Raw genomic sequence first — 12,159 nt, 5'->3', positions numbered from 1 at the left:
GCGGGTGCATAGCAACTCCGCGAGCCCCCGTCCAGACCCACCGCCCGACACCCCGGTGCGAGGATCCGCCCCCTAGGCTGATCTCGTCACGGGGCGGTCTCGTCACGGTGTGGCAGCGATGTCACCGAGCGATGTCATCGAACAGGGAGTCGCACATGCAGTCATGGCCAGGATCCGCGTACCCGCTCGGGGCGACCTTCGACGGCAGCGGAACCAACTTCGCTCTCTTCAGCGAGGGCGCGGAGCGGGTCGAGCTCTGCCTGTTCGGTGACCGGGGCAAGGAGACGCGCATCGAGATGCGCGACGTCGACGCGTTCGTCTGGCACGTCTACCTGCCGACCGTGCAGCCGGGCCAGCGCTACGGCTACCGCGTCCACGGGCCGAACGACCCGGCGAACGGCCAGCGCTTCAACCCGAACAAGCTGCTGCTCGACCCCTACGCGAAGGCCGTCGAGGGTCAGGTGCAGTGGGGCCAGGAGGTGTTCGGCTACGACTTCGGCGACCCCGACTCCCGCAACGACGAGGATTCGGCGCACGCGATGATGAAGGGCGTCGTCGTCAACCCGTTCTTCGACTGGGCCGGCGACCGGCAGCCGAAGACGCCGTATGCCGAGACCGTCATCTACGAGGCCCACGTGAAGGGCCTCACCGAGCTGCACCCGGAGATCCCCGAGGAGATCCGCGGCACCTACAGCGCGATCGCGCACCCGGCGATCATCGAGCACCTCAAGCACATCGGCGTCACGGCCATCGAGCTCATGCCGGTGCACCAGTTCGTCAACGACTCCACGCTGCAGGAGAAGGGTCTCAGCAACTACTGGGGCTACAACACGATCGCCTTCCTCGCCCCGCAGAACACCTACGCCTCGACCGGCCAGCGCGGCCAGCAGGTGCAGGAGTTCAAGAGCATGGTGAAGGCGCTGCACGCCGTCGGCATCGAGGTCATCCTCGACGTGGTCTACAACCACACCGCGGAGGGCAACCACCTGGGCCCGACCCTCTCCATGCGCGGCATCGACAACGAGGCGTATTACCGCCTCGAGGCCGACGACAAGCGGTACTACACCGACTACACCGGCACCGGCAACAGCATGAACGTGGGCAACCCGCACACGCTGCAGCTGATCATGGACTCGCTGCGCTACTGGGTGCTCGAGATGCACGTCGACGGCTTCCGGTTCGACCTCGCCGCGACCCTCGCCCGCGAGTTCTACGAGGTCGACCGGCTCGCGGCCTTCTTCGAGATCGTGCAGCAGGATCCGGTGATCTCGCAGGTCAAGCTCATCGCCGAGCCGTGGGACATCGGCCCCGGTGGCTACCAGGTGGGCAACTTCCCGCCGCAGTGGACGGAGTGGAACGGCAAGTACCGCGACACCGTCCGCGACCTGTGGCGCGGCGAGCCGGCCACCCTCGGCGAGTTCGCGTCGCGCCTGACCGGCTCGGCGGACCTCTACGAGAACTCGGGGCGGCGACCCGTGGCATCCATCAACTTCGTCACCGCCCACGACGGCTTCACGCTCCGCGACCTCGTGTCGTACAACGAGAAGCACAACGAGGCCAACGGCGAGGACAACAACGACGGCGAATCGCACAACCGGTCCTGGAACTGCGGCGTCGAGGGCCCCACCGACGACCAGGGCGTTCTCACGCTGCGCGCCCGCCAGCAGCGCAACTTCCTCGCGACCCTGCTGCTGAGCCAGGGCGTGCCGATGATCTCGCACGGCGACGAGCTCGGACGCACGCAGGGCGGCAACAACAACGGCTACGCGCAGGACAACGAGATCACGTGGATCGACTGGAGCCACGTCGATCAGCCGCTGGTCGAGTTCACGGCGGCGCTCGCGCGCCTGCGCCGCGAGCACCCGACCTTCCGGCGCAGCCGCTTCTTCGACGGGCGCCCCGTCCGCCGCGAAGAGGGGGCTCCGCTGCCGGACATCGCGTGGCTGCGTCCCGACGGCACCGAGATGCAACCGGAGGACTGGGAGTCGGGCTTCGGGCGCGCCGTCGGCGTGTTCCTCAACGGCGCCGGCATCCGTGAGCGCGACCGTCGCGGCGAGCAGATCGAGGACCGCCACTTCTTCATCCTGTTCAACGCGGGTGACGAAGGGCTCGAGTTCACGATCCCGCGCGCCGAGTTCAGCCCGAAGTGGGAGATCGTGGTCGACACGACCGGCCAGCTCACCGACACGTACCCGCGCGACGGCGGAGAGGCCATCGAGCTGGCGGGGCGCTCGCTGATCGTCCTGCGCGACTATCAGGAGGAGAAGCCCGACGTCGACCATTCGGTCGCCGCGTCGCTCGCCGCCCTCACGGTGCCGATCGACATCGTCCGCTCTCCCGCGCCGCAGGCCGAGCTGCCGCACTGATCATGTCGGATGCCACGGCGCCCCGCCCCGCCTCGACCTACCGCCTCCAGGTGCGGGCGTCGTTCGACCTGGATGCCGCGGCCACCGTCACCGGCTATCTGCGCGACCTCGGCGTCGAGTGGGCCTACCTGTCACCGATCCTGCAGGCGGCGGCCGGCTCCGACCACGGCTACGACGTCGTCGACCCCACGCGCGTGGACGCCGACCGCGGCGGTCCGGGCGGGCTGTCGCGTTTCGTCGCGGCGGCACGTGACGCCGGTCTCGGCATCCTCGTGGACATCGTGCCGAACCATCAGGGCGTCGCCGACCCGACCGAGAACCCGTGGTGGTGGGACGTGCTCACCCACGGGCGCCGCTCGGCGCACGCGGCCGCGTTCGACATCGACTGGGAGCACGGCGCCGAGCGCGTCGTGCTGCCGGTGCTCGGCGGGACGCTCGACGAGGTGCTCGGTCGCGGCGAGATCGAGGTGGCACCGCCGGCAGGCGACGACGACGGTTTCGGCACGGCGCGCTACTACGAGCTCGTGCTGCCGCTGGCCCCCGGCACCGCGCCGCTGCACGCGACGACCGACCGCCTCGCGGTGCGCGACGTGCTGGAGCGGCAGCACTGGCGGGTGACGTCGTGGCGGCGGGATGCCGAGGAGCTGAACTACCGGCGCTTCTTCACCGTCACCTCGCTCGCGGGCGTACGGGTGGAGCTTCCCGAGGTCTTCGCCGCGTCGCACGAGGAGATCCTGCGGTGGGTGCGCGAGGGGCTCGTCGACGGGCTGCGCATCGACCACCCCGACGGCCTCGCCGATCCGGGCGGCTACCTCGACGCGCTCGCCGCGGCGGTCGCGGACGCGCGGGAGGCGCGCTCCGATGCGCTGCGCGCGCTCGACGACCGGCACGTGGGCGCTTCCCGCTCGGCGGGGGAGGAGGATGCTTCCCGGTCGTTGAGCGAGGCGCGCAGCGCCGCGTCGAAGCGCATCCCCGTCTACGTCGAGAAGATCCTCGAGCCGGGGGAGGAGCTGCCCGGCTGGTGGGCCACCGACGGCACCACCGGCTACGACGCCCTCGGCGAGATCGACCGGGTGCTCGTCGACCCCGCCGGTGCGCCGGCGCTGACCGCGCTCGACGAGCGCTTGCGCGGCGGGCCGGGGGACTGGCACGACATGATCGGCGGCACCAAACGCGAGATCGCCGACACGTCGCAGGCCGCCGAGGTCGGTCGCCTCATCCGCTGCCTGCCGGACGCCGTGCGCGCCGACCTCGGCGACGCCCGTGCGCGTGACGCGTTCGCGGAGCTGCTCGCCGCCTTCCCCGTCTACCGCGCGTACCTCCCGGCCGGCCGCGAGCTGCTGGCGGATGCCGTGGCCACGGCATCCGCGCGCCGGCCCGACCTCGCCGATGCCCTCGTCGCGCTGGCGGAGGTCGTCGCCGATGCGGACGCCGAGCTGTCGCGGCGCTTCATGCAGACCACCGGCCCGGTGACCGCCAAGGGCGTGGAGGACCGCGCGTTCTACCGGTACACGCGGCTGACGTCGCTCACCGAGGTCGGCGGCGATCCGTCGCTGTTCGCGCTCGACGTCGCCGGACTCCACGCCGCGTTCGCGCGTCGCCAGGCCTCGTGGCCGCACACCCTGACGGCCCTGACGACGCACGACACGAAGCGCTCCGAGGACGTGCGGGCGCGCCTCTCGGTGCTCGCGGAGATCCCCGGTCGCTGGGCCGAGGCGCTGGACGCGCTCCGTGCGGCGGCGTCCACCGGCGACGGCCCCCTCGATGCGCTCCTGTGGCAGGCGGTGATCGGCGCGTGGTCGGACGACCCCGCCCTGCCCGAGCGCCTGCACGGCTACGCCGAGAAGGCGGCCCGCGAGGGCGGGGTGGGTACGAGCTGGACGGACCCCGACGAGGCCTTCGAGGCGCGGGTCCACGGGATCGTGGATGCCGCGTTCGCGTCCGCGCGGCCGACGGTCGAGGCGCTCGTCGCCGAGGTGGTGGAGGCGGGCCGATCGAACTCCCTGTCGGCGAAGCTGCTGCAGCTGGCCGGACCCGGCGTGCCCGACGTCTACCAGGGCACGGAGCTGTGGGACCTCTCGCTCGTCGACCCCGACAACCGCCGCCCCGTCGACTTCGCCGGCCGCCGCGCGCTGCTCGCACGGCTCGACGACGGGTGGATGCCGCCGCTCGACGGCACCGGCGGCGCCAAGCTCCTCGTCGTGTCGCGGACCCTGCGGCTGCGCCGCGACCGGCCCGACCTGTTCACGCGGTACACGCCGCTGCCCGTCGTCGGCGCGGCATCCGCGCACGCCGTCGCGTTCGACCGGGGCGGTGCGATCGCGGTGGCGACGCGTCTGCCCGTCGGGCTCGCGGCGCGCGGCGGCTGGGGCGACACCGCGGTGCTGCTGCCCGCGGGGCGCTGGCGCGATGCGTTCACGGGCCGCGAGCTCGCCGGCGGGGCCGCGCCCCTGGCCGCCGTGCTCGCCGACCTGCCGGTCGCGCTGCTGGTCGCGGCCGACTGACCGCTCGACGCGGACGGGGCCGGGGCGTTTCGACTCGCGGCTGCGCCGCTCGCTCAACGACCGGGGCTGAGGCGGGCGCCGGTCGTCGAGCGAGCGCGGAGGGTCGCTCCCGCCGGTCGTTGAGCGAGCGCAGCGAGTCGAAACGCAGCGCGTATGACGTTTCGTGACGAACGCTTACGCCCCGTGACCGGCGACTGGCTCCGCCCTCGGGTCGCATGGTGGGCTGGATCATCCCGAACACCGCAGCGCCATCCGGCGCATCCCAGGAGACCACCATGTCCCGATTCACCCGCACGGCCCTCGCGGCGGCATCCACCGTCGCCGTGGTCGCCCTCCTCGCCGGCTGCGCCTCCGGCGCCTCCGCTCCGTCCGCCTCGGACGGCAGCGGCGAGCCGAAGACCGGCGGCACCCTGACCTACCTCGAGCCGCAGACCTGGACGACGCTGTATCCGCCGTCCGCGGGCTTCTACCCCAACGGCGGCATCGTCAACAACATCACCGACCGTCTGCTCTACCAGAACCCCGAGACGCTCGAGCTCGAGCCGTGGATCGCGACCGACTACAAGGTCAACGACGACGCGACCGAGTACACGTTCGATCTGCGCACCGACGTCACCTACTCCGACGGCACGCCGCTGACCGCGGCCAACGTCGTCAAGAACATCGACCTCTACGGCAAGGGCGACAAGGGTCGCGCCCTGACCGTGTCCGAGGCGATCAACAACTACGACCACGGTGAGGTCACCGGCGAGCACACGGTCGTCTTCCACTTCACGGCGCCGTCGCCCGGATTCGCCCAGGCCGTCTCGACCATCAACTCGGGGCTGCTCTCCGACGCGACGCTCGACCGCACGAGCGAGCAGTTCGGCCCCGGCAACGCCACCAAGATCATCGGCAGCGGCCCGTTCGTCATCTCCGACGAGCAGATCGGCACGCAGACCAGCGTGACCGCGCGCAAGGACTACAACTGGGCGCCGCCGTCGCTGAAGCACCAGGGCGCCGCCTACCTCGACGGCATCGACTACGTCGTCGCCGCCGAGAACAGCGTGCGCGTCGGCACGGTCGTCGCCGGCCAGGCCGACATCGCCCGCAACATCCCCGCACCCGACGAGGCCCAGTTCGCGGCCGGCGGCCTGTCGCTGCACGCCGCCGCGACCAACGGCGTCAACAACGGCCTGAGCTTCCGCTTCCGCGAGCCGCGTCTGGCCGACGTGCGGGTGCGCCAGGCGATCATCGCCGGCATCGACCGTCAGAAGATCGTCGACACCCTGTTCACGAAGAACTACCCCCTCGCCACCGGTGCGCTCGCCACGACCGCCCTCGGCTACGTCGACACCTCGTCGTACTACACGTACGACCCGGAGAAAGCGGCCACCCTGCTCGACGAGGCCGGCTGGACGCTCGGCTCCGACGGCATCCGCGCGAAGGACGGCGAGAAGCTGACGCTCTCCTTCAACGAGGCGCTGCCGCAGCCGCGCTCCAAGGAGGTCGTGACCCTCATCCAGGAGCAGCTGGGCAAGCTCGGCATCCAGGTGTCGCTGTTCGCGGGCGACATGGCCGCGCAGACCAAGGCGTCGACCGATCAGAGCACGATCCAGGTGTACCACTCGATGGTCGGCCGCGCGGACTTCGATGTGCTGAAGTCGCAGTACTTCTCCAAGAACCGCAACACGCTGCTCAACCTCAACCCGGCCGACGGCACCGTCGGCGACCCGGAGCTCGACACGCTGCTGCAGGCGATCGCGTCCGAGCCCACGACGGCCGAGCGTCAGGCGGCGTCCGAGGCGGCGCAGAAGTACCTCGCCGAGAACGCGTACATCCTGCCGATCTTCGAGGAGCCGCAGGTGTTCGGCCTGACCGCCAAGGTGCAGGGCTTCGAGACGGAGTCGGTCGGTCGCCCGACGTTCTACTCGACCTGGCTCGCAGGCTGAGAACCCGGTTCCCGGACCGGTTCACGGAGAATCCATGTCGTACGTCCTTCGTCGTGTGGGCCAGGCGGTGCTCGTCCTCGCTCTGGCCTACACGGCGGCCTATCTGCTGCTGGCGGCCCTCCCGGGCGATGCCGTCATCGCCCGGTACGGGAGCCCCGAGCTGGGGCTCACCCCCGAGCAGATCGAGGCGATCCGCCAGTCGCTGGGTGCCGATCAGCCGCTCATCGTCCAGTACTTCCGCTCGATCGCGGGCTTCCTGACGGGAGACTTCGGCTACTCGGTGGCCAGCGGCGCGGCCGTCTCCGACCTGGTCGCCACCGCGTTGCCGCCGACGCTCACGCTGGCCGTGCTCGGCCTCGCGCTCGCGGTCTTCCTGGCGGTGACGATCGCGTTCACCGCGACGTACGGCGCCGGGCGGGCCCTGCGGCGCGTCTTCCGCAGCATCCCCCCGCTGTTCGTCTCGCTGCCGGTCTTCTGGATCGGCATCATCCTGATCCAGGTCTTCTCGTTCCGCCTGGGGCTCGTCCCGGTGATCGGGGCCGACCCGGTGCAGGCGCTCATCCTGCCCGTGATCACGCTCGCGATCCCGATCGCCGCTCCGCTGGCGCAGGTGCTCATGCGCTCGATCGACGAGGTGCGCGAGCAGCCGTTCGTCGCGGTCGTCCGCGCCCGCGGCGCGAGCACGCCGTGGTTGCTGTGGCGCAACGTCGCCCGCAATGCCCTCCTGCCGACGCTCACGATGGCGGGTCTGCTGTTCGGCGAGCTCGTCGGCGGCGCCGTCGTCACCGAGACGGTGTTCGCGCGGGCCGGCATCGGCCAGCTCACCGCCCAGGCCGTCGCGAACCGCGACACCCCGGTGCTGCTGGCCGTGGTCGTGATCTCCACCGTCGCCTTCGTCGTCATCAACCTGATCGTCGATCTGCTCTACCCCGTGCTCGACGCGCGGCTGCGCACCGCCGGCCGCACCCGCGGCGGCGCGAGCGCGGCCGATGAGACGGATGCCGCGGAGCGCGCCGTCGACGAGCGCCTGGATGCCGAGGTCGGCGAACCGGTCGGCGCCGCAACCCGAGGAGAGACCCGATGACCGCGCTCGCCACCACCGCCGGCCTCGCCGGCGACACGGCACCCGGCGGCTCCGGCCCCGGCGCTCCCGCCGCCGATCGCCGCCTCCGCTGGCGGAGCCTCCTCTCGCGCGCCGGCTTCGTCGTCCCGGCCCTCGTGATCGTCGTCGCCCTGCTGTGGGCGCTGTTCCCGAGCCTGTTCACGAGCCAGAACCCGACGGAGACCGTCGCGCCCGCGCTGCAGGCGCCGAGCGCCGAGCACTGGTTCGGCACCGACGCCACGGGCCGCGACCTCTACGCCCGCGTCGTCTACGGCGCGTCGCAGTCGATCATCGGCGCGCTCGTCGCCGTGCTCGTCGGACTCATCGTGGGAACGGCCATCGGACTGGCGGCCGGCGCCCTCGGCGGGCCCGTCGACGAGGTGCTCATGCGCGTGGTCGACGTGCTCCTCGCGATCCCGGCCCTGCTGCTGTCGTTGAGCGTGGTCATCCTGCTCGGCTTCGGCACCACCAGCGCCGCGGTGGCGGTCGGTGTGACGTCGATCGCCGTGTTCGCGCGTCTCGCGCGCTCCCGCGTTGTCAGCGTGCGCGTCACCGATTTCGTCGAGGCCGCCTACGGCTCCGGCGGCACCTTCTTCGGCGTGCTCTGGCGGCACATCCTCCCCAACTCGCTGACCCCGGTGATCGCCCTGGCCGCTCTGCAGTTCGGCTCGGCGATCCTGCAGATCTCCACCCTCGGCTTCCTCGGCTACGGCGCTCCGCCGCCCACGCCCGAGTGGGGTCTGCTCATCGCCGAGGGGCGCAACTACGTCGCGACGGCCTGGTGGCTGACCGTGCTTCCCGGTCTCATCGTCGTGTTCGTCGTGCTGGCCACCAACCGCCTCAGCCAGGCCCTCAGAGGAGGGGATGCCGCGTGAGCGCGCAGCCGCTGCTGTCCATCCGCGACCTGGCCGTGCAGTACCGCACCCGCCGGGGCCCCGTCGACGCCGTGCGCGGTGTCTCGTTCGATGTCGAGGCGGGGTCGGTCACGGCGCTCGTCGGCGAGTCGGGCTCGGGCAAGACCACCGTGGCGCAGGCGGTCATCGGCCTCCTGGCCGGGAACGGCCGCGTGGCCGGCGGCAGCATCCGCCTGTCCGAGCGCACGGACGGACCCACCGAGCTCGTGGGACTGTCGGAGCGGCGGTGGCGGCACCTGCGCGGACGCTGCATCGCGCTCATCCCGCAGGACCCGGGCAACTCGCTGAACCCGGTCGCGACGATCGGCTGGAGCGTCGCGGAGGCGCTGCGCATCCACGGCTGGAAGGACCGCGCCAAGATCCAGACGCGCGTGATCGACCTGCTCGAGCGCGTCGGCATCGACGACCCCGAGACCCGCGCGCGCCAGTACCCGCACGAGCTGTCGGGCGGGATGCGCCAGCGCGTCCTCATCGCGGCGGCTCTCGCGCTGCAGCCCGAGCTGATCATCGCCGACGAGCCCACCAGCGCGCTCGACGTGACGGTGCAGCGGACGGTCCTCGACCTGCTCGACGAGCTCCGGGCAGAGACGGGCACCGGCATCCTCTTCATCACGCACGACCTCGCCGTCGCGGCCGATCGTTCGGATGCGCTCGTGGTGATGCGCGCCGGTCAGGTGCAGGAGGCCGGAGCGACGGCCGCGGTCCTCGCGGCGCCCGCATCCGCGTACACCCGCACCCTCCTCGCCGACGCGCCGTCGCTCGCGCGCGTCGTCGACCGGGTCGCCCCGGATGCCGCGGCCGGCGCGGACACGCTCGTGGAGGTCTCCGCGCTCACGCAGGAGTTCCGCCGCGCGGGACGCTCGCCGCTGCGGGCGGTCGACGACGTGTCGTTCACCGTCGCCCGCGGCACGACCCACGCGCTCGTCGGGGAGTCGGGCTCGGGCAAGACCACCACGGGGCGCTCGATCGCGGGCTTCAACAGCCCGACGCGCGGGACCATCCGCGTCGGCGGCACGGAGGTCACGGCGCTGTCGGGCGGGCGCGCGCGGCGCGCGTTCCACCGCAGCACCCAGCTCGTGTACCAGAACCCGTACGCGTCGCTCGATCCGCGCCAGAGCATCGCCGACATCCTCGCCGAGCCCCTGCGCAACTTCGGCATCGGCTCCCGCGCCGACCGCGCCGACCGCGTGGCGCACCACCTCGAGCTCGTCGCGCTCGCGCCCGAGATCGGGGCGCGGCATCCGCGGGAGCTCTCCGGAGGGCAGCGCCAGCGCGTCGCGATCGCCCGGGCGCTGATCGTCGAACCCGAGCTGGTCGTGCTCGACGAGGCGGTCTCGGCGCTCGACGTGACGGTGCAGGCGCAGATCCTGCGGCTGCTCGCGCGGCTGCAGAGCGAGCTCGGCCTCACCTACGTGTTCATCTCGCACGACCTCGCCGTCGTCCGCCAGATCGCCGACACCGTCTCGGTGCTGCGCCGCGGCCGCCAGGTCGAGCACGGCGCCGCCGCGACCGTCTTCGACCGTCCGCAGCACGAGTACACCCGCGAGCTGCTCGCCGCGATCCCGGGCGCATCGCTGCGCGAGGAGACGGCGACGCCCCCCGACCCGACCGCCCCCCGCAAGGAAGAGGTACCCGCATGAGCGGCCCCCGTCTCGGCTTCTTCAGCCGCGTGCTCGAAGAGGCGTCCGCCGCCGACCGCTACCGGTTCGCGATCGAGCAGATCGCCCAGGCCGAGCGCAGCGGGTTCGCGTCGGCCTGGGTCGCGCAGCACCACTTCGGCGAGCACGAGGGCGGGCTGCCCTCGCCGTTCGTGCTGCTGGCCGCCGCGGCGGAGCGCACGAGCCGCATCGCGCTGGCGACCGGTGTCGTCACGCTGCCCCTCGACGACCCGTTGCGGGTCGCGGAGGACGCCACCGTGCTCGATCAGCTGAGCGGCGGGCGCGTGCAGCTGGGTCTGGCCACCGGCGGCACGCCGTCGTCGTTCGCGGCGTTCGGGCGGGAGTCCGACCGGCGGCGGGAGATCTTCGCCGACCACCTCGACGTGCTCCTCGACGCACTCGAGGGCCGCGGCGTCCGCGGCACCGACTCGCACATCTACCCCGCCGCGGGCGACCTGTCGGCGCGCATCTGGCAGGCGACCTTCTCGGTCGACGGCGGCCGCCGCGCGGGCGAGCGGGGCGACGGCCTGCTGCTGTCGCGCACGCAGCCGCGCACGCCGGAGGCTCCCGACGCGCCGCTGCACGAGCTGCAGCTGCCGATCATCGAGGCGTACCGCGCCGCCCTGCCCGAGGGTGCGCCCGTGCGCATCCTCGCGTCGCGGACCGCGCTCGTCGTCGATCCCGAGGACCGCACGCGCGCCCTCGAACTGGCCGGCGACGGCCTGCGCCACCTCGCCCGCACGATGTTCGGCATCGACACCGACGGGGTCTCGCTCGACGAGCTCATCCGGATCACCGACACCCATGTGGGCACGGTTGACGAGGTCGTGGCGTCGCTGTCGGCCGACCGGACGCTGCCGGCGGCCAGCGACGTCTCGTTCCAGGTGCACTCGATCGCGGCGACCCACGATCTCACGCTCCGCTCGCTGCAGCTGCTCGCCGACGAGGTCGCTCCGCGCCTCGGCTTCACCGTCGGCCCCGACGCCGCCGCCGACCTCCATCGCGCGCACCGGCCGCTCGCCCTCGCCGGCACCCCCACGGAAGGAATCGCATGAGCACGCCCACCGCCGACATCATCGACCTGCTGGCCGGCATCGCGCCGGGCGATGCGCTCGCCGCCGTGCGCGATCAGCGCGCGCAGGCGCGGGAGAACGCGCAGCGCAGCTTCGAGGCGCTCCTCGAGCCCGCCGACCCGGGCACCTTCCCGCTCGCCGAGCGGTACGCGGTGGCCTCCTTCGTCTCGCAGCTGCACGGGTTCGCCGAGGCGACGGCGTTCTACGGCGATCTCCTCGGCGACGAGGCCCCCGCGCTGACCTCCGTCGTCGCGGCGGCCGCGGCCTCCGCCGCCGCGACCGGGCCGTTCGGCGCCTACCGCGAGCCGCGTCTGCAGGGGGAGTCCACCGACGGCGCGCGCTGGACACCCGACGCGGCGACCGCGGAGGCGCTCCAGACGCGACTGGCGGCCGCCTTCACGCACACGCACCTGCTCGTCTTCCGCCCGCGCGAGGCCCGCGCCGAGGCGATCCAGGCCCTTGTGGATGCCGGGTGGAGCCCCGACGACATCGTGTCGCTGTCGCAGCTCGTCGCGTTCCTCACGTTCCAGTTGCGGGTCGCGTGGGGGCTGCGCACGCTCGCCGCGGCCTCCGTCGCCGTTCCCGCCGCCGCCGTGTCCGAAGGAGCCTGA

General features: G+C 72.4%; 8 protein-coding genes. All 8 read left to right on the top strand.

The window, feature by feature from the left end:
• Positions 1–155: 155 nt before the first annotated feature.
• The 8 genes from glgX (at position 156) to MHO01S_RS13440 (ending at position 12,159) form a co-directional block, all read left to right on the top strand.
• On the top strand, positions 156–2,366 hold the full coding sequence (gene glgX, locus MHO01S_RS13475; protein ID WP_060960641.1) for a glycogen debranching protein GlgX: 2,211 nt from the start codon (positions 156–158) through the stop codon (positions 2,364–2,366).
• A 2-nt stretch (positions 2,367–2,368) separates the two neighbouring features.
• A complete protein-coding gene (gene treY / locus MHO01S_RS13470; protein ID WP_061782448.1) occupies positions 2,369–4,870 on the top strand; it encodes a malto-oligosyltrehalose synthase in 2,502 nt (833 codons plus the stop codon).
• A 275-nt stretch (positions 4,871–5,145) separates the two neighbouring features.
• Positions 5,146–6,801 carry a TIGR04028 family ABC transporter substrate-binding protein gene (locus tag MHO01S_RS13465; protein WP_060958402.1) on the top strand — a complete coding sequence of 552 codons (1,656 nt, stop codon included), beginning with the start codon at positions 5,146–5,148 and terminating at the stop codon, positions 6,799–6,801.
• A 34-nt stretch (positions 6,802–6,835) separates the two neighbouring features.
• Entirely contained in the window at positions 6,836–7,885 is a 1,050-nt protein-coding gene (locus MHO01S_RS13460; protein WP_060958357.1) for an ABC transporter permease, read from the top strand.
• Positions 7,882–8,778, top strand: coding sequence for an ABC transporter permease (locus tag MHO01S_RS13455; RefSeq protein ID WP_061782447.1), 897 nt, complete (start codon positions 7,882–7,884; stop codon positions 8,776–8,778). Before MHO01S_RS13460 ends, MHO01S_RS13455 begins: the two co-directional genes overlap by 4 nt.
• Entirely contained in the window at positions 8,775–10,457 is a 1,683-nt protein-coding gene (locus MHO01S_RS13450; RefSeq protein ID WP_061782446.1) for a dipeptide ABC transporter ATP-binding protein, read from the top strand. The genes MHO01S_RS13455 and MHO01S_RS13450 overlap by 4 nt, the downstream gene beginning before the upstream one ends.
• Positions 10,454–11,530: a putative FMN-dependent luciferase-like monooxygenase gene (locus tag MHO01S_RS13445; protein ID WP_061782445.1), complete on the top strand. Its 1,077-nt coding sequence runs from the start codon at positions 10,454–10,456 to the stop codon at positions 11,528–11,530. The genes MHO01S_RS13450 and MHO01S_RS13445 overlap by 4 nt, the downstream gene beginning before the upstream one ends.
• Entirely contained in the window at positions 11,527–12,159 is a 633-nt protein-coding gene (locus tag MHO01S_RS13440) for a CMD domain protein (RefSeq protein ID WP_061782444.1), read from the top strand. Before MHO01S_RS13445 ends, MHO01S_RS13440 begins: the two co-directional genes overlap by 4 nt.

The organism is Microbacterium hominis NBRC 15708 (assembly GCF_001592125.1).
GTDB lineage: Bacteria > Actinomycetota > Actinomycetes > Actinomycetales > Microbacteriaceae > Microbacterium > Microbacterium hominis.
The sequence above is the reverse complement of the archived record's forward strand: the minus strand, read 5'-3'. Positions and strand labels throughout refer to the sequence as shown.

Bases quoted from the DNA above. Each gene is read 5' to 3' on its own strand.
- glgX (WP_060960641.1), top strand. From the start codon at position 156: ATGCAGTCATGGCCAGGATCCGCGTACCCGCTCGGGGCGACCTTCGAC.
- treY (WP_061782448.1), top strand. From the start codon at position 2,369: ATGTCGGATGCCACGGCGCCCCGCCCCGCCTCGACCTACCGCCTCCAG.
- MHO01S_RS13465 (WP_060958402.1), top strand. From the start codon at position 5,146: ATGTCCCGATTCACCCGCACGGCCCTCGCGGCGGCATCCACCGTCGCC.
- MHO01S_RS13460 (WP_060958357.1), top strand. From the start codon at position 6,836: ATGTCGTACGTCCTTCGTCGTGTGGGCCAGGCGGTGCTCGTCCTCGCT.
- MHO01S_RS13455 (WP_061782447.1), top strand. From the start codon at position 7,882: ATGACCGCGCTCGCCACCACCGCCGGCCTCGCCGGCGACACGGCACCC.
- MHO01S_RS13445 (WP_061782445.1), top strand. From the start codon at position 10,454: ATGAGCGGCCCCCGTCTCGGCTTCTTCAGCCGCGTGCTCGAAGAGGCG.
- MHO01S_RS13440 (WP_061782444.1), top strand. From the start codon at position 11,527: ATGAGCACGCCCACCGCCGACATCATCGACCTGCTGGCCGGCATCGCG.